Below are 16,627 nucleotides of genomic sequence, written 5' to 3'. Positions count from 1 at the left end.
AACGATGTATCGGAGAACACCGCCCAGAATAAGGCACGCCCAAAAGAGGATTTCTGCTGCGACGGTAGCAATAAGCAGTGTATCGTTCCTTCTCTCACCGAGGCCATATGGCCTGCTTCTATTGAAGGAGAGTTTATATTAAGGAAGAAACCCGCACATATAAAAATGGAGCCGCCTGCGAGAATCGAACTCGCGACCTTTTCATTACGAGTGAAATGCTCTACCGACTGAGCTAAGGCGGCGCGCTGCTTAAGCAGCACTGGCGATTCTATCGCAGGGGTGGCGCGGAAAAGAAATCGGGGCTCAGGGCCGGTTTTTGGCGGGGCCGGCGTTTAACACCGGCCCGGTACTAGACAGCCCCAGCGCTAGAGGCAGGCCCGCCGCAGCCTGCCCACCAAGCCGTCGAAAGCAATCTGCGTGCCCACGTTCTGGGTCAGCTGCTCGCGGCAATAAGAAATGGCGGACTGGCACTCCAAGAGGCCCTCCTCGCTCACCCGCTGCGCCAGCTCGCCAGATAGCCCCGCGAAATCCGGGTGGGTCATCTCCACCTGCGCGCCCACCTTTGTCATCAGCGCGTCGCGGTAGATTCCGGAGAGATCGACGAGCACCAGGTCGAGGTTATCGATGACCCGCCGCTTCGCCCGCTTCTTGTGCTGTTCTTGTAAGTCCTTGATGGCGGTGCGGGCATCGCGCTGCGCCTTCGCCGCGCCCTTACCCTTCGCGCCCACGCCAAAGGTATTTTCCAGCTTGGCCAGCTCCGCTTCCTCTTCCTCCTTGTGCGATTCCTTCGCGTCCGCATCCACCAGCTTAAGAAGCGAGGTCACCGCCTGAAAGCCCTGGGATTCGTGGAAGATGTCTTCCGCCAGGTTGATGGCCACCGCGCGGCGCTTTTGCACCGTAGGATTTGTCACTAGGTGGCGCGCCCTGCCCACGTGGCGCAGGGAGGTGACGGCGGCGAGGCGGGCATCGTGATCCGAGGCGCCTTCGCTCACCAACTGCGCAACGATATTCTCCACCGATGGCGAGGGGATGTACAGGTGCCGGCAGCGCGAGCGAAGGGTCTGGGAGAAGTCCTCGGGGGCATCGGAAGGCGCGCACATGATAATCACGGTGCGCTCCGGCGGTTCCTCCACCGTCTTGAGCAGCGCGTTGGCGCCGTTATTGTTGAGGCGATCCGCGTTATTGAAGATCACGACGCGCCATGGGGCGACCGTGGGCAGGCTCGCGGCGCGCCCAATGACCTCGCGCACCGTATCCACCGGGATGATGACCTCCTGCGGGTCCACCAAGACTAGGTCCGTGTGCTGCTTCGTGCCCAGCACGGCGCGGCAGGCCTCGCATTTTCCGCAGCCCGGTTCCTCTGGATCGGTGCACATGAGCGCGGCCGCGAAATCGATTGCGGCCAAGGAACGCCCCGAACCGGGAGGGCCGGTAAAGAGCCAGGAATGGCTCATCGCCCGCGGATCTGCCCCCGACATCCCCCGCGCCGCCCGCGCGGCACCCAAGATAGTGCGGGCCACACCTGGGGTATCTGCCAATCGTTGCGCAACGCTTCCCGTATTCACTCGCTCTAGCCTACTGGTCTTACTACAGTAAGTAGTTATGAACAGACTATTGCGTGGCGCTCGTTGGCTTATGGGAACCCAATGGCCGGTATACGCTGCCTTGGTCTTGGGCGCCAATATCATCGGCGCCATCGCGATCATGACCTTCATCCTCTATTTCCTGCCCATGCCGGAAATCGAGGACTTTGCCGCCGAGCTTCCCAACCTGAAGGGCGTGGCGGCGGTCTACCTCGTCTTTGCCGTCATCATCGGCATCGCCGCTACCCTGCTACTCTTCCGCCCCGTGCTGGATTGGCAGCGCAATCCTGATGCACACGATCCAAATATGGTGCGCACCCTCGTGCTGCGCATCCCCGTGTACCAATCCTTGGTTGCGGCCGCGGTCTGGCTCATCGGCATCATCTTGACGGTGGCTATCTCCAGCGGGCAATCCGGGCGGCTCGGGCTCGTCGTGGGCATCTCCACCACCCTGGCGGGCCTGGTGGTCATCATCTTGACCTACCTGCAGGCAGAGCGCCTCGTGCGTCCCGTCGCCGCGCAAGCCGTCGCCCGCCGCTTTGAAGATTCCACCGTCGAACCACCCATTAAGTATCGCCTGTTTTCCACCTGGCTGATGACCTCCGGTGTGCCGCTGCTCGGCATCGTGTTGGTGCTGCTGGGGCAGCACACCGGGCTCTTCTCCGGCGATGCCAGCGAGATCATCCCAGCCATCGTGGCGCTGGCACTCACCGCGCTGGCTACTGGGTTTATCGGCACCAGCTTCGCCATCATGAGCGTGGTCGATCCCATCGTGGAGCTGCAGGATGCGATTAACCGCGTGCGCCGCGGCGAGTCCGATGCCGAGGTCGATATCTACGATGGATCCGAGCTCGGCGTCCTGCAGGCAGGATTTAATGAGATGATGCGCGGTCTGCGCGAGCGCCAGCGCGTCCGCGATATCTTCGGCCGCTACGTGGGCACCGAGGTGGCCCAGCGCGCCCTTGATGAGCGCCCCGAATTGGGCGGCGAGGACCGGAAGGTCGCGGTGTTGTTTATCGATGTCATCGGTTCCACCACCTTCGCGGTCAACCACTCGCCCGAAGAAGTGGTCACGGAGCTCAATAAATTCTTCGAGCACGTCGTAACGGTGGTGCACCGCAATAAGGGCATCATCAATAAGTTCCAGGGCGATGCCGCCCTCGCCGTCTTTGGCGCCCCGCTCAACGTGTACGACTCGACCTCGATGGCGCTGCAGGCCGCCCGCGAGCTGCGCGGCGAATTGCGCGGGCTCGAGCTGCAGGCTGGCATCGGCGTCGCCTCCGGCCACGTGGTGGCAGGCCACATCGGCGGCGCGGATCGCTTCGAGTACACTGTCATCGGCGATGCCGTCAATGAGGCCGCCCGCCTGACCGAAATGGCCAAGGACACCCCTGGCCAGGTCTTGACCAACGCCGCCGCCCTAAAGACCGCCAACGAGGCCGAGCAGGCCCGCTGGACCGTCATGAAATCCATCGAGCTGCGCGGGCGCCGCCGCATGACCCAGTTGGCGCGCCCCATCCGCGCCAGCCTGGCAGAAAGGTGCGAAATCTAATGGCAAGCACCCGCCTCATCGTGCCCGACGCGGCGCGCGGAATGGCGCTTTTAGGCATCGCGATAGCGAATATGACCACCGCGTGGATCATCACCGAAGACCGGCCGGGCGCGTATTTCGGCGGCATCCTCAATGACAGCGTACTGGATAAAATCGCCGTCGTCTTCGGCGCTTTCTTCGTGCACAACCGCGGACTGCCCATGTTTTCTACCCTGCTGGGCTTCGGCGTGGGGCTCATCGCGATGAGCCTGTGGCGGCGAGGATTTCCGCTGGAGGAGGCAAGGAGGGTCATCGCCAAGCGCTATGGCTTCCTCGCGCTGTTGGGCGCGGTGCACATGGTGCTGCTGTTTTGGGGCGACATCATGTTTGTCTACGGCATTGCGGGCATAGTCATTGCCTTGCTGCTCACGCTGTACAATTCTACGCTGCGCAAGATTTCTTATATCGCGCTTGGGGTGCTGACGGTGCTCGGCATCGCCGCGTTTATTTTCTCCGCGGTGGACGGCGGGCTCGATATCCCCGTCGATGCCATCGGCACCGTGAATTCCTATGGTGACCTGCTGCTAAGCCAGCTTCTCACCCTGGGCGCACAGATCATCTCCGCCCCGCTCATCGTGCTGATGTACCTGCCGGTCATGCTGGTGGGCTTTGTGTGGGCGCGCGAGGGCGTGCTTGCCGATGTCCCCTCTCACCGCCCCCAGCTCCTGCGCTGGGTGGCCATCGCCGCCGCCGTAACGCTGGTCATTGGCACGCTGTGGTCCTTAGGCACCCTCGGGGTAATTGATGAGCGCTGGGCGAACGCCGCCAGTAGCGCCAATTCCACCCTCGGCGTGCTAACCGGGCCGGGGATCCTCGCCGGGCTCGCGCTTATCCTGCAGCCCGTGCAAGAACGCCTTGCCGCCGGTACCTCCGTGCCCGCGCTCTTGTGGCCCTTCGTCGCGCTGGGCAAGCGATCCATGAGCGGTTATGTGGGCCAGTCGATACTGTTTTTCCTTATCGTGCACCCCTTCACGCTGGACTACGGCCACGACTTAGGGGCCTTCGGCCAAGCCGCCCTCGCCTGCGGCGTGTGGCTGGTGACCGTAATTAGTGCCTGCGTGCTCGAAGCGCTGGGCCTGCGCGGGCCCTTCGAGGTGGTGCACCGCCGGCTATCTTATGGGCCGAGCATGCAGCCGGAGCGGAGCGTACCTCGTCAGGGCCTTACCTAGTCAGAGCATCGACTAGCAGGAAGTGCCCCAAGGCAAAGGCGCCGGCCTCCGCCGCACCCACCGCCCGGGCCGCCTTCGTGGGCTTGGCCTGTTTCTTGTTTTTCTTCAGTATCCGCGTCTTCTGCTGAGACTCAGCAAAAGACAGCCACGCCCGCAGCGCAGTCAGGCCTTCCGCCGCGACCAAGAGATTGGCGCCGTGGCTCAAGCCCTTCGTCGTATCGGTGCGCAGGCGCGGATCGCCCGCCAGCGCCGAGGTGGTCAGCACCGCCGCGCCGCCCACCGCTACCGCGGTCCGGGTGGGCTGCTTGCGCGTGGCGAGGAGCGCCGCCGCCCAAGCGATGGCGCGCAGGCCCCACCCGCGGGCATCGTTGCGCGCGCCGCGCCGATAAAGCGCCCACGAATACGCCGCGTGGCTAGCGGTTACGCCGACTACCCCAAGGAAAGAGGGGTGCTGCAAGCGGCGCGACTTTTCCGCCTGCCCCACCGCGCCGGCCAGCAAAGCAGGGCTCAGGGTGGGGTCCTGCGCCTCCGCCGCCAAAAGCGGCAGAAGCGGCGCGCTCGTGACGGCGTGGGCCTTCTTCCAGCCAAAGAGGCGGGACCACACCGTGGACTCGCCTAGCGCTAGGTACGCGAAACGCCGCCAGCCCCGCGGCGTGCGCCGGGCTGGGTCGGTGACATCAGCAAAAGTTTCAGACACCGCGCGGGTCAAGGCCGCGGCGCCTTCCTCGGTGCGGGCAAGAAAATCATTCATGCCCGCCACCTTACTTATCTCTGCACTTATTTCTTCCGCGAGCCGGCCTTCACCACGTTCTTCGTGCCGGGCGAAGGCTTCGAGCTGGATTTCTTAGCCGCCTTCTTCGTGCCCTTCTTAGTGGCCTTCTTGCTGGACTTCTTGGTTGCCTTCTTCGTCGATTTCTTGGTCGACTTCTTTGTGCTCTTCTTAGAAGACTTCTTCGTGGACTTCTTCTTCGTCTCCCCAGAGGCCTCTTTGGCGCGGCGCTCGGAAAGGAGCTCGTTGGCGCGGGCATCGGTAAGCTGCTCCGGATCGTCGCCGCGGCGCAGGGACGCATTGGTGGTGCCGTCCGTAACGTACGGGCCGAAGCGGCCATCCTTAACGGTCATAGGCTTGCCCGAAACGTCATTATCGCCGAGCTGCTTCAGCGGCGGCTGTGCGGCCGCGCGGCCACGACGCTTCGGCTCCGCATAGATGCGGCGGGCCTCATCCAGGGTGATGCTAAAGATCTGCTCTTCCTTAGCCAGCGAGCGCGAATCCGTGCCCTTCTTCAAGTACGGGCCGTAGCGGCCGTTTTGGGCGGTGATCATCTCCCCGTCGTCCACGCCCACCTCGCGCGGCAGGGATAGCAGCTCAAGGGCCTGTTCCAGCGTGACGGTCAGCGGCTCCATCGAGCTAAAAAGCGAGGCCGTGCCCGGCTTCAGCTTCTCATCAATGTAGTCATTGATGCGCTTTTCCTTTTGCTTCGCGGCTGTCTTGGTCTCCCAATTCTTGGCGCGCTTGCCTTCCTCGGCGCGCTGTTTATCCTCTTCGGCGCGCTCCTGGGCGACGATCTCCAAGGCCTCCGCCTCGGCCTTTTCCCGCTCATCATCGCGGACGACCTCGGTGACATAGGGGCCAAAGCGGCCTTCCTTAGCCACCACCATGCGGCCGTTTTCAGGGTTTTCGCCCAGCTGGCGCCCGCCCTGCGAGGTAGCAAAGAGCTTTTCCGCCAGCTGTTCATTCAGCCCATCCGGGGTCACCGTCTCCGAGAGGTTGGCGCGCTGGTATTCCACGCTGCCGTCCTCGTTGGTGCCGATCGCGCGCTCGATATAGGGCCCGTAGCGGCCGACGCGCACGAAGACCTCGCGGCCCTCCGAATCGGTATAGAGCTTGAGCGAGTTGACCTTGCGGGCATCGATGGCCTCGAGGTTGACATCGATAAGCGATTTCAGCCCGCCATGCCGCGCAATGGAGGCCGCCTTGTGCTCGTTGGCCTCAGCGTTGCCAAAGTAAAAGCCGTTCAGCCAGTCCGTGCCATCCTCCGTGCCGGTAGCAATCGAGTCCAGCTCGTCTTCCATGGACGAGGTGAAGTCATAATCCACCAGCTCGGTGAAGTTTTCCTCCAAGAGGCCCACCACAGCGAAGGCTACCCAGGAAGGAACCAGGGCGTTGCCGCGCGAGACCACGTAACCGCGGTCCTGGATGGTCTTGATGATCGAGGCATACGTCGAAGGACGGCCGATGCCCAAGTCTTCCATCTTTTTCACCAGGCTGGCTTCTGTATAGCGCGCCGGCGGGTTGGTGGAGTGGCCCTCTGCCGATACCTCTTCGGCCTTCAGATCGCGGCCCTCCTCCAAGTGTGGCAGGCGGTTTTCGCTCTTTTTGCTCGTATCCTCGTCGGCGCCGTAAGCCTTCAAGAAACCCGGGAAGGTAATGGTGCGGCCGGTTGCGGAGAACTCGACGTCATAGGCGCCATTATCCGTCGTCGCGGTGCCAGCCACGGCCACCTTCATGGAGGTGCCCTTGGCATCGGCCATCTGCGAGGCCACTGTGCGCTTCCAAATCAGGTCATAGAGCTTAAATTCCTCCGCATCCAGCTGGCTAGACAGCTGGCCCGGGGTGGCAAAGGACTCACCGGCGGGGCGGATGGCCTCGTGCGCCTCCTGCGAGTTCTTGACGCGGCGGTCATAAACGCGCGGGGAATCCGAGACGTATTCTGCACCATAAATGCTGGTTGCAGAGCTACGCGCAGCGTTCAGACCCTGCTGGGATAGCGAAGAGGAGTCCGTACGCATATACGTAATGTGGCCGTTTTCGTAAAGGCGCTGCGCAATGCGCATCGTGCGCTCCGAGGTAAAGTGCAGGCGCCGGCCCGCCTCCTGCTGCAGCGTCGAGGTCATAAACGGCGCATAAGGCTTGCGGGTATAGGGCTTGTGCTCTACCCCGGCTACTGTCATGCCCGCGCCCTGCAGAGACTTTTCCAAGGCCTCCGCCTGCGCCTGGGTGATGACGATGACGTCCTTTGTCTTCACATTTCCGCGATCGTCGAAGTCGCGGCCCACAGCCACGCGCTTGCCATTAACCGCGGTCAGGCGCGCGTCAAAGGCCGACGGGCCCTCGCCGCTGCCGGTGCCCGCGTCCAAGGTAGCGAGCAAATCCCAGTAATCGGCGGAGATAAACGCCATGCGTTCGCGCTCGCGCTCGACGATGACCCGCGTGGCCACCGACTGCACTCGCCCGGCCGAAAGGCGTGGCATGACCTTCTTCCACAGCACTGGCGAGACTTCGTAGCCGTAGAGGCGGTCGAGGATGCGGCGGGTTTCTTGGGCATCGATAAGGTCATAGTCCAAGTCGCGGGTGTTTTCCGCCGCCTCCAAGATGGCGGACTTGGTGATCTCATTAAAGACCATGCGGCGCACCGGCACCTTGGGCTTTAAAACCTCCAATAGGTGCCAAGCAATGGCCTCGCCCTCACGGTCCGGGTCTGTTGCCAGCAAGAGGTTATCGCACTGCTTCAGCTTGGACTTGAGGTCAGCGACCTTTTTCTTTTTATCCGGGCTAACGACGTAGAGCGGGGCGAAGTCATCTTCCGGGTTAACACCCAAGCGGGCCCAAGATTCTTTCTTGAACTTCGCCGGCACGTCGGCAGCGCCCCGCGGGAGATCGCGGATATGCCCCACGGAGGCCTCCACGATGTAGTTATCTCCCAGGTACGGCTGGATCTTTTTCGCCTTAGTTGCCGACTCCACAATCACTAAAGTTTTGCCCGGCTCGGCCGCTTCTGCCACTTCGACTTCATCCCTTTCGATGATGCGAACATTAAAATTTGTGCGCTTTCAGCAATCGCCCCTAGCGTACACAGGTGGTTTATACCGTTCTTCGCACCATATACTTGGTACTACCAAAAGGCTTAGTAGGGGGCGCTTCGCACCCCCACCGAACCGGTCTATACTGACCTTTTTAGAAAGTCCAGCAGCTGTGAAAGCATTGTTGGGGACGATAGCACACCCACAACACACCCCGTGGAGGATTAGATGGTTGACACAGTAACGATGTGGATTGAAGCCATCATGGGCACGGAGTGGGTTTATCCCATCGTGGGCCTGCTCATTTTCGGGGACTGTTTCTTTCCAGTGCTTCCCTCTGAAATCCCGCTGAATATGGTCGGCGCTTGGGCCGGTTCGCAGGGATTTCCGCACCTGCCCACCATGTTCTTTGTGGCGCTGGTAGCAGCCATGTTGGGTGATAACCTGTGCTTTTTGCTGGGAACGCGGTTTATGCCGCTGCTTAACCGCATTCAAAAAGGAACGAAGGCCTACGAGGCCCTCACCTGGGTAAAACGCAATGTGCGCCGCGGCGGTGGAGCGGCCATTATCATTGCCCGCTTCATCCCCTCAGCCAGGCTCTTTATGACCATTTTGCTGGGGTCAATGCGCTTTCCCTGGCCGGTCTTCCTCTTCTTCGACACCATTGGCGTAATGCTCTGGATATTCCAAGCCTTGGCCATTGGCTATGTGGGCGGCATGGCGTTCTCCGATACCCCACTATTTGCGATGGTTATCAGCATTATCGCCGCCGTATTCATCGGCTTGGGGCTGCAAAAGGCCCAAAACAGCATCATAGAGTGGTGGGACACCCGCCGCGGCTACGCCGAAACGCCCTACGGCGCTTAAAACCCTAGAGAATTTTAGAGAATGGAAACGGCCTGCGCCTGGTCGCCCTTCGGGCCGGATCCAACCTCGAAGCTGACCTTCTGGTTTTCTTCCAAGGTGCGGAAGCCGCTGCCCTGAATTTCGGAGTAGTGCACGAAGATGTCTCCGCCGCCGTCCTCGCGCTCAATGAAGCCGTATCCCTTTTCGGAGTTAAACCACTTAACGGTTCCTTGTGTCATGGTGAACTAAGTTCCTTTTCTTAAAGAGGTAGCGCGGAATGCCGCGCCGGTAGTTATTCGGTAAATGGGTCCTCGAGCAGTACCGTGAAGTATAAAACCGCACCAAGACAACATTGGCCTGTCAACAGTGTGACACGTTCCACGCCAAAGCGATAGATTTAACTCACAAGGGGGTAAAAATTGTCTCACCCGGCTGGTGATAACCCCATTGGTGAAGAGCTCCTAGAACTCATCCAGCGGCGCCTTTCTGAGTCCACCCTGACGTTTCACACCACGCTCCCGGCAAAACGGGCGCGCTACGCCGACTGGCCAGAGTGGGTGCTGCCGGGGCTGAAGGAGAAGGTGGTAGATGGGGGCATCGGCAAGCTCTATGCCCACCAGGCCGAGCTCGCCGAATGCGCGTGGCAGGGCCGCGACGCCGTGATTTCTACCGGCACCTCCTCCGGCAAATCCTTGGGCTACCAGCTTCCCATCCTCACCCGGCTGGCAGAGGATCAGACCGCGTGCGCTCTCTACCTCACCCCCACCAAGGCCCTGGGATCGGATCAGCTGCAGTCCGCGCTCGAGCTGTGCCGCGGGATTCCGGAGCTTAAAAACGTGGTGCCCGCTCCCTATGACGGCGATACGCCTCAGGAGTCGCGGGCGGGCGTGCGCGATTATTCGCGCCTGGTGTTTTCCAATCCCGATATGGTGCACATGTCCATGCTGGCCGCGCACGCGCGGTGGGCGCGGGTGCTGCGCCACCTGGAGTTCGTCGTCATCGATGAATGCCACTCCTACCGGGGCGTATTCGGCGCCAATGTGGCTCTGGTTCTGCGCCGCTTGCTCCGCCTGTGCCGGCATTATGGATCGCGGCCCACCGTCATTTATGCCTCCGCAACGATGAATGACCCGGCCCGGCATGCCGAGCGCCTGACCGGCCGCCCGGCGCACGCTATTACTGAGGATTCCGCCCCCACCGGCGCGCGCACGGTCGCGCTCTGGGAACCTGGGTTTCTGGAGGGCGCGGAGGGCGAGCACGGCGCCCCCGTGCGGCGCGCGGCCACCACCGAGGCCGCCGAGATGATGGCGACCTTCATCGCGGAAGGCGCCCGGACCATGACCTTTGTGCGCTCCCGCCGCTCCGCCGAGGTCGTGGCGATGGTAACCGCCGAGACCCTTTCCGGCAGTTTGGGCCGGCCGGATTTCGCGCAGCGCATCGCCGCCTACCGCGCCGGCTACCTGGCCGAGGACCGCCGCCGGTTGGAGCAGGCGCTTGACGATGCCTCCCTACTAGGCGTCGCCACCACCTCCGCCCTCGAGCTGGGCATCGACGTCGGCGGGCTCGATGCCGTGGTCACCGCCGGGTTTCCGGGCACGGTGGCCAGTTTTTGGCAGCAGGCCGGGCGCGCGGGCCGGCGCGGGCAAGGCTCGCTCGTGGTGCTCGTCGCCCGCGATGAACCCATGGATACCTACCTGGTGCACCACCCCGATGCGCTCTTGGGCAAGCCGGTAGAAGCGAGCGTGTTCAACCCCACGAACCCCTATATCCTCTTTGGTCATATCTACTGCGCGGCGGTAGAAAAGCCGCTGGATGATGCCACCATTGCTGAGTGGGGTGCCAGCGAGGTCATCCACCAGCTTGCAGAGCAGGGCCTCGTACGCCGCCGCGAGCGCGGGTGGTTTGCCGTGCCGATTCCCGCCTCCAGCGCGGAAGAGCTTTCGCCAGAAACCGCCCACTCAGCGGTATCGCTGCGCGGCGGGTCGGGCGAGGAGGTCATGATCGTGGATGCCTCCGATGGGCGGCTACTGGGCACCATCGATGCAGCGCGCGCGACCAGCCAGGTCCACCCCGGCGCGGTCTACCTGCACCAGGGCGAAAGTTTTGTCATCGAGGAGCTCCTCTTAGCCGATTATGTGGCGCTTGCCCGCCCGGAGACTCCCGAGTATTCGACCACCCCGCGCTCCACGACGGATATTCGCATCGTGCGCGAGGCCGATAACCTGGTCAATTACTCCCCGGGCCTGTGGGTAGCGGACGTGGAGGTCGAGGTCACCGACCGCGTCACCGGGTACCAGGTGCGGCTTGCCGATGGCACCATCGGCGACGATATCCCCCTCGATCTCCCCGAGCAGCGGCTGACCACCCGCGCCGTGGCCTATACCATCGACCCACTGGCGCTTTCTGCGATGGGCATTACCGCCGCCGATATCCCCGGCACCCTGCATGCGGCCGAGCACGCAGCTATTGGCCTGTTGCCGCTTATTGCCACCTGCGACCGCTGGGACATCGGCGGCGTTTCCACCGCCCTGCACGCGGATACGCAGCTTCCCACCGTCTTTGTCTACGACGGCCACCCCGGCGGCGCCGGGTTTGCCGAAGAAGGCTTCCGCCGCTTCCCCGAGTGGATCGCGGCCACCTTTGAGGCGGTGCGCTCCTGCCCCTGCGAGGCCGGGTGCCCATCGTGCGTGCAATCGCCCAAGTGCGGCAATGGCAATAACCCGCTGAGCAAGGACGGTGCCATCAAGCTGCTCGGCGCGCTCGTCACCATGACGCAGGAGGCCGCGGTTTAGACCGGGCCCGCCTTGGCCGTGGCGCTCTGGCCGCGCACCGCGGCAACGGCGATGATATCGGGTGCATTGTCGGTGCATTCCTCGAGGCTCGCGCCATTATCCCGCGCGGTGCTGTCCGCCGCCGCACACGCGTCCTTGCCGGTAGCCAAGGCCCACGCGCCGACCACGGCGGCAAGGTCCGCGGCCACCTGCGCTTCGTGGCGCGCGGTCACGCGCGACCCCACTGCCGCGATGACCAGCAACAAGCTGATGATGGCGACGATGATTCCGGTGGCGGCGATGGTGGCGTATCCGTCCTCACCGCGCAGTTTGCTAGTCATTGCCAGCCACCTCCGCGGGAAAGACCGCCTCCGCGCTCATGGTTCCGATGGGAGCATCGACGCTTACCGATGCCCTGATAAGCCCCGCGCTTTCCCGCACGCTCACCCGGGCATCCTCGCGCGCTGGTTGGTACTCGACGCCGATGGCATGCGACCTAGCCGCCGCGCCCGCCATGTCCACCGCCGCGATATAGGACGCCATCGTCGCGATCGCGCCGATGATGCCCGCCGCCACGAGAACGAGGGAGCTTAATGCCAGGGCGGCTTCGATGGTCACGGACCCATCGTCATCGACTACCGTGCGCATGATTCCTCCTTTCTTGTGTTCTAGTGAGCGCGGTTAGCTCGGGGTATTCGATAGCGCATCGGTGATAATTCCCTCGATGGCATCGACCACGCCGCCGCCGTTGATGACCATGTACAGCACGCCGGCAAGTGCCGCGGCCGCGAGCGATCCCATGGCGTATTCAATGGTGCTCATTCCTTCATCGTTGCGGACTAGGGCGCGGGTGAGCTGGGAGTACTTAATAATTAGTGCAGACATAATGGAGAGTCCTTTCTTAAAGGTGTGGTGGTTGAGTGGTTGAGTAGAAGTGAACAATGGTGCATCTAGAAAAGCTGCGCGCCCAAGCTGATTACTACGGGCGCGAGGCCAAGAACGATGAATGCTGGCAGGAAGCACACTGCCAGCGGGAGGGCAATGAATACTCCTGCGCGCTCTGCTTTAGCCGTAGCGTGAGCAGATGCTTCAGCGCGCAAAGAAGTACAGATTTGCGTGCATCCGGAGGCTATGGTGGCGCCGGACTGGCCCGATAAGATGACAAGCCCCGCCACGTCCTCTAGTCCCGCATGGCCCTTCATGTGGTCCCATGCAGATTCCGTGGGCACGCCAACTCCTAGGAGCGCGGATACCGTCTCCCACAGGTGCTGGGTATCGGCCGCTGCCGTGCGCGCGACCGCCGTAGCAGCGGCGTGCACCGTCAGGCCCGCACTCAGGCAAGCTGCGAAAAGCTCGATATCCCCGGCCACAAGGAGTGGATCCACGGTGGTAGAGGGCTGGAGTTTGCTCATCAATCCCCCGCGCACTGTCGCGCCATCGCGCTTCGTCGGGCCGGCGCGCGGGGTCTTCGCCGTGTGCTGCGCTGAGTTTTGTACCGTAGCCGGTCCCAGCCGCCCCGTGGTGGCCGGCAGCCCAACCAGCACGGCCAGCGCTAAGCAGATAAAGGCCATCACGGTGCCGCCTTCCTGATGATGACGCGGGACCAGGCAAAGCCGCCGCAGGCAAGCCCCACCCCGATGACCAGCAGGATTCCGCCTAATCCCCCGCCGAGCAAAAAGCCCAGCGAATTGGCCCCCATCGACCCGCCCATGGCGATGCCCGCGATGGGAAGGCAAGCCAAGACCGTGGCCGTTGCTTGGGGTCCCTGCAACCCGGCCGCGGTGGATTGGTGGTGGCGGCGCAGCGCATCCATCCGGCTTTGAGCCTGCTCAAAAAGGCTGGCCACCGCGATGCCGTGCTGGGTGGATAATTCGAGCAGGTGGCCCAGCCGGGTTAGTTCTGCATCCGCATGGGCGCCAGAGAGCGCCACGTGTGGGGGCGCACCGCGCGCCGCCGCCGTAGCGGTGGATTCTAAGGCCGCGCTCATATCCCGCGGCGTCGTCGAGGGAAGGGACTCCGCCCCGCGCGTTAGCGCACTTGCCAGGGTTGCCCCGGCGCGCAGGTCAGCGGTGACGACCCCGAAGTATCCGGCCAGGGCCTCGCGGCCACGCCGGCGCGTGCGGGCGGCCATGACGTCCTTGATATACCACGACACGCACCAGGCGATGATCGCTGCCGCGACCGCAATGCTTATCCGGCCGACCGAGAAGAAAACCAAGCTGCCGCAGAATACGGCCCCCAAGATGACCAAGGAGCTGGCCTTTATACGGCCGTCCTTTCCGGCGATGCGGGCCGCGCTCGAGGGCGCAGACAGCAAGAGGGCTGCGGCGAGAAGTAAGAAACTAAGCATCCGCCTGACCTCCTTCTTCTTCGTGCGGGTCATCCAGCAGCGAAGCAGAGAATTCCGCAAAGCCAGGCGCGGGCCCCTCGGTCGCGCTCCAGACAATGCGCGGGGTGACCGGATTGCCTTCTAAGACGCCGATATGGGCCAAGCGCCGGCCGTGCGGCGTGCGCTCCATGGTGAGGACCACGCTGACGGCGGCCGCCAATTGCGAGTGCAGGGCGCTGCGGTCCAGGCCGCCGAGCGCGCCGAGGGCCTCCATGCGGGCGGGTACCTCAAAGAGGGAATTGGCGTGCAAGGTACCCGCGCCGCCATCGTGGCCGGTATTCAGCGCGGCGAGCAGATCGACTACCTCTGGGCCGCGAATCTCGCCGACGACGATGCGGTCCGGGCGCATGCGCAGCGCCTGCCGCAGCAATTGCGCCATCGTGATTTCGCCGCTGCCTTCCGCGTTTGCCCGGCGCGAGACGATGCTCACGCAATGCGGGTGATGGGGTGATAGCTCCGCCGTATCTTCGATGACCACGATGCGCTCGCGCTCGGATACGGTTCCCAATAGCGCCGAGAGCAGCGTCGTCTTGCCGGAACCGGTGCCGCCGATGACGAGGAAGGACAGTCGCTTTTTCACCATCGCGGCAAGCAGCTGGCCGATGTCTTCCGGCACGGTGCCATTGGCCACCAACTGCGGCAGGGTGGTCTGTGCCTGGCGCAATACGCGCAGGCTAATGCACGTCCCGCCCACTGCGGGTGGGCTTAAAAGTGCATGCACGCGGAGCACGACGCCATCGGGGCGCGTGACGCGGCCATCGGCAAAAGGCTGGGCATCATCAAGCCGCGTGCCCGAGGCCGCGGCCAACCGGGAGGCAAGCTGGCGCACCTCCCCATCGTTGCGAAAGGTGATATCGCTGCGCTCTAATCCTTCACCGCGGTCCATAAAGACGTCTTCGGGCCCGTTGACCACGACATCGGTGACGCTCTGCCGGGCCAATAAGGCATCCAGTGGCCCCATGCCGGTGGCATCCTGGCGCAGGCGCCGGAGCAGATCCACTACGGCGACGTCACTGATAACCCCTGCTTCCTCCCGGATCCGCCGCGCCAGGCTAGAGGCGTCGTGCACCAGATCCGGCTCGGCGGCAATGACGCGCTGCATCTTCTCCATGGTCTTTTCCATGTTTTCGGCCGAGCTATCCATCGCCGCGCTCATACCCCTACCTCCTCGCGCACCACACGGGCGGTTTTGGCAAGTGCTGCGGGAAGCCGGGCCGGTAGCCCACCGATCTCGATGCTGCGGGTGAGCCCGCGCACGGTGGGCAATTGGGCGCTAACTCGGTGGTGGATGATGTCTTCTACCTCTGGCGCGCTGAGCGCCGCCCACTGCCGTTGGCGCAGGACCACCACGATGTCGCGTCGCGTCTCATCCAGGCGCAGGATGAGTTGTGCGGCCGCCGCTGCCGAGCGCACCTCCGCTGCCACCACCAGCACCACGTGTGTGCAGGAAGCAGGGATATTTTCGGCCGTGCAATCCACCACGCACAGGCCCTCGCCCGCGTGCGCCGCAGACGTCACCGCCGCCAAGAGCGTGGCATCTAGCGTGAAGGTGTCTTTCACTGTACTGCGCGCTGCCGATAGCACCGCTATGCCATCGGCGGTAGACGGCAAAGCGCGGTACAGATCAGCAGCATCGATGCTGCCATCGCCAATATTGAGCTCCGGCCAGCGGGCGCCTGGCAAGGTCTCCACGCCGAGGAGGAGATCGAGGCCGCCGGAGTGCGCGGTGGCATCGACAAGCAGCGCCCGCGCCTGCTCACCCGCCGCGCAGTGGGAACGCGCCAGGGCTGCGGCAAAGGTAGAGGCACCCACCCCGCCGCTGGCGCCCACCACCGCGATGGTGGCGCTACCGAGGTGGTCTTCCGGTGGGTGCGCGGCTTGGGCGATTGCCGCCAGCAGATCTTTAATCTCCGCGGGGATAATAAAGGCGCGGTCCGCATGGCAGGCAAGTGCCGCCTCATAATCGATGGGCCCCGGGTCCGCGGCGAGGAAAAGCACCGGGGCGGGCGCGATCTGTGCGGCTTGGGCCGAGGCGAGGACGCGCGCCATGAGCGCATCGACCAAGACCGTATAAGCCCCGACGAGGCTGCGCGGAATATCGCGAGGATCGGCGACCGCAATGACCTCGTGGCTGGTCGCCGCAGCGGCATGAACCGCCTCGGCGCGCAAGGCTTCCTCGCCTATGGCAACGACGATGGTGGAGCGAGACTGTGCTGTATTCATGCCCCCTAGCCTGAAGCACCCGCTCCACCTACACTAGGGATGGAACTTCCCGTCTGTGGATAAATGCGCGAAAGGCACCACCTAGCGCTCAGTTAGTTGCATTTTCAACTAAGCCTTGTGGATAACCGTAGATATAGGTGACGGCCCGCGCATCGGGGGGTGCGCGCGGGCCGTCAGTAACCCGGCCTCGGGGGGCGAGCCGGGGCAGGCCACACTGTATATCGGGGCCTTGCACCGCTTATTATGACACGTTC

General features: G+C 63.3%; 15 protein-coding genes and 1 tRNA gene. 4 read left to right on the top strand and 12 right to left on the bottom strand.

The features are described from left to right. Positions 1-166 precede the first annotated feature (166 nt). Both ABRP87_RS02425 and ABRP87_RS02420 read right to left on the bottom strand, forming a co-directional pair. Positions 167-242, bottom strand: a tRNA-Thr gene (locus tag ABRP87_RS02425). A 123-nt stretch (positions 243-365) separates the two neighbouring features. Continuing rightward, positions 366-1,565 carry a DNA polymerase III subunit delta' gene (locus ABRP87_RS02420; RefSeq protein WP_349867503.1) on the bottom strand — a complete coding sequence of 400 codons (1,200 nt, stop codon included), beginning with the start codon at positions 1,563-1,565 and terminating at the stop codon, positions 366-368. A gap of 37 nt (positions 1,566-1,602) precedes the next feature. Between ABRP87_RS02420 and ABRP87_RS02415 the strand changes: the two genes are divergently transcribed. Both ABRP87_RS02415 and ABRP87_RS02410 read left to right on the top strand, forming a co-directional pair. Continuing rightward, positions 1,603-3,135 (top strand): adenylate/guanylate cyclase domain-containing protein, encoded by a 1,533-nt coding sequence (locus tag ABRP87_RS02415; RefSeq protein WP_349867500.1) that lies wholly within the window; start codon positions 1,603-1,605, stop codon positions 3,133-3,135. Next, positions 3,135-4,343 carry a DUF418 domain-containing protein gene (locus ABRP87_RS02410; protein WP_349867498.1) on the top strand — a complete coding sequence of 403 codons (1,209 nt, stop codon included), beginning with the start codon at positions 3,135-3,137 and terminating at the stop codon, positions 4,341-4,343. The genes ABRP87_RS02415 and ABRP87_RS02410 overlap by 1 nt, the downstream gene beginning before the upstream one ends. Here ABRP87_RS02410 and ABRP87_RS02405 read toward each other — a convergent pair. Then, on the bottom strand, positions 4,336-5,094 hold the full coding sequence (locus ABRP87_RS02405; RefSeq protein ID WP_349867496.1) for a hypothetical protein: 759 nt from the start codon (positions 5,092-5,094) through the stop codon (positions 4,336-4,338). The genes ABRP87_RS02410 and ABRP87_RS02405 overlap by 8 nt on opposite strands. A 26-nt stretch (positions 5,095-5,120) precedes the next feature. After that, entirely contained in the window at positions 5,121-8,126 is a 3,006-nt protein-coding gene (gene topA, locus ABRP87_RS02400) for a type I DNA topoisomerase (RefSeq protein ID WP_349867494.1), read from the bottom strand. A 246-nt stretch (positions 8,127-8,372) separates the two neighbouring features. On the opposite strand from topA, the gene ABRP87_RS02395 reads away from it, so the two are divergent. Continuing rightward, a complete protein-coding gene (locus ABRP87_RS02395; protein WP_239268918.1) occupies positions 8,373-9,011 on the top strand; it encodes a DedA family protein in 639 nt (212 codons plus the stop codon). 14 nt (positions 9,012-9,025) lie between these two features. Here ABRP87_RS02395 and ABRP87_RS02390 read toward each other — a convergent pair whose 3' ends face one another. Beyond that, positions 9,026-9,229 carry a cold-shock protein gene (locus ABRP87_RS02390; protein WP_005276524.1) on the bottom strand — a complete coding sequence of 68 codons (204 nt, stop codon included), beginning with the start codon at positions 9,227-9,229 and terminating at the stop codon, positions 9,026-9,028. 180 nt (positions 9,230-9,409) lie between these two features. Between ABRP87_RS02390 and ABRP87_RS02385 the strand changes: the two genes are divergently transcribed. After that, positions 9,410-11,782, top strand: a complete 2,373-nt coding sequence (locus ABRP87_RS02385) for a DEAD/DEAH box helicase (RefSeq protein ID WP_349867492.1) — start codon at positions 9,410-9,412, stop codon at positions 11,780-11,782. Here ABRP87_RS02385 and ABRP87_RS02380 read toward each other — a convergent pair. From ABRP87_RS02380 to ssd, 7 genes are all read right to left on the bottom strand, one after another. Next, a complete protein-coding gene (locus ABRP87_RS02380) occupies positions 11,779-12,102 on the bottom strand; it encodes an Rv3654c family TadE-like protein (protein ID WP_349867490.1) in 324 nt (107 codons plus the stop codon). The genes ABRP87_RS02385 and ABRP87_RS02380 overlap by 4 nt on opposite strands. Further along, the gene (locus ABRP87_RS02375; RefSeq protein WP_005276517.1) at positions 12,095-12,409 is read right to left on the bottom strand and encodes a hypothetical protein; all 315 of its coding nucleotides are present in this window, start codon (positions 12,407-12,409) and stop codon (positions 12,095-12,097) included. Before ABRP87_RS02375 ends, ABRP87_RS02380 begins: the two co-directional genes overlap by 8 nt. 33 nt (positions 12,410-12,442) lie before the next feature. Next, positions 12,443-12,646: a DUF4244 domain-containing protein gene (locus ABRP87_RS02370; protein WP_284771971.1), complete on the bottom strand. Its 204-nt coding sequence runs from the start codon at positions 12,644-12,646 to the stop codon at positions 12,443-12,445. A gap of 65 nt (positions 12,647-12,711) precedes the next feature. Then, entirely contained in the window at positions 12,712-13,335 is a 624-nt protein-coding gene (locus tag ABRP87_RS02365) for a type II secretion system F family protein (RefSeq protein ID WP_502879272.1), read from the bottom strand. Then, a complete protein-coding gene (locus ABRP87_RS02360; protein ID WP_349867488.1) occupies positions 13,332-14,111 on the bottom strand; it encodes a type II secretion system F family protein in 780 nt (259 codons plus the stop codon). The genes ABRP87_RS02365 and ABRP87_RS02360 overlap by 4 nt, the downstream gene beginning before the upstream one ends. Further along, positions 14,104-15,306 (bottom strand): TadA family conjugal transfer-associated ATPase, encoded by a 1,203-nt coding sequence (locus tag ABRP87_RS02355; protein ID WP_349867485.1) that lies wholly within the window; start codon positions 15,304-15,306, stop codon positions 14,104-14,106. Before ABRP87_RS02355 ends, ABRP87_RS02360 begins: the two co-directional genes overlap by 8 nt. Next, complete coding sequence (ssd, locus tag ABRP87_RS02350; protein ID WP_239268928.1) at positions 15,303-16,373, bottom strand: septum site-determining protein Ssd; 1,071 nt, start codon at positions 16,371-16,373, stop codon at positions 15,303-15,305. Before ssd ends, ABRP87_RS02355 begins: the two co-directional genes overlap by 4 nt. Positions 16,374-16,627 lie beyond the last annotated feature (254 nt).

Source organism: Corynebacterium sp. KPL2830, assembly GCF_040225635.1.
In the GTDB taxonomy this organism is placed as follows: Bacteria; Actinomycetota; Actinomycetes; order Mycobacteriales; family Mycobacteriaceae; genus Corynebacterium.
This window is presented reverse-complemented; position numbering and strand designations above follow the sequence as displayed.

What these genes read in the sequence shown, in the direction of transcription:
- ABRP87_RS02360 (WP_349867488.1), bottom strand. Translation starts at nt 14,111, where the DNA reads ATGCTTAGTTTCTTACTTCTCGCCGCAGCCCTCTTGCTGTCTGCGCCC.
- ABRP87_RS02415 (WP_349867500.1), top strand. Translation starts at nt 1,603, where the DNA reads ATGAACAGACTATTGCGTGGCGCTCGTTGGCTTATGGGAACCCAATGG.
- ABRP87_RS02370 (WP_284771971.1), bottom strand. Translation starts at nt 12,646, where the DNA reads ATGTCTGCACTAATTATTAAGTACTCCCAGCTCACCCGCGCCCTAGTC.
- ABRP87_RS02410 (WP_349867498.1), top strand. Translation starts at nt 3,135, where the DNA reads ATGGCAAGCACCCGCCTCATCGTGCCCGACGCGGCGCGCGGAATGGCG.
- ABRP87_RS02380 (WP_349867490.1), bottom strand. Translation starts at nt 12,102, where the DNA reads ATGACTAGCAAACTGCGCGGTGAGGACGGATACGCCACCATCGCCGCC.
- ABRP87_RS02355 (WP_349867485.1), bottom strand. Translation starts at nt 15,306, where the DNA reads ATGAGCGCGGCGATGGATAGCTCGGCCGAAAACATGGAAAAGACCATG.
- ABRP87_RS02405 (WP_349867496.1), bottom strand. Translation starts at nt 5,094, where the DNA reads ATGAATGATTTTCTTGCCCGCACCGAGGAAGGCGCCGCGGCCTTGACC.
- ABRP87_RS02390 (WP_005276524.1), bottom strand. Translation starts at nt 9,229, where the DNA reads ATGACACAAGGAACCGTTAAGTGGTTTAACTCCGAAAAGGGATACGGC.
- ABRP87_RS02375 (WP_005276517.1), bottom strand. Translation starts at nt 12,409, where the DNA reads ATGCGCACGGTAGTCGATGACGATGGGTCCGTGACCATCGAAGCCGCC.
- ssd (WP_239268928.1), bottom strand. Translation starts at nt 16,373, where the DNA reads ATGAATACAGCACAGTCTCGCTCCACCATCGTCGTTGCCATAGGCGAG.
- ABRP87_RS02395 (WP_239268918.1), top strand. Translation starts at nt 8,373, where the DNA reads ATGGTTGACACAGTAACGATGTGGATTGAAGCCATCATGGGCACGGAG.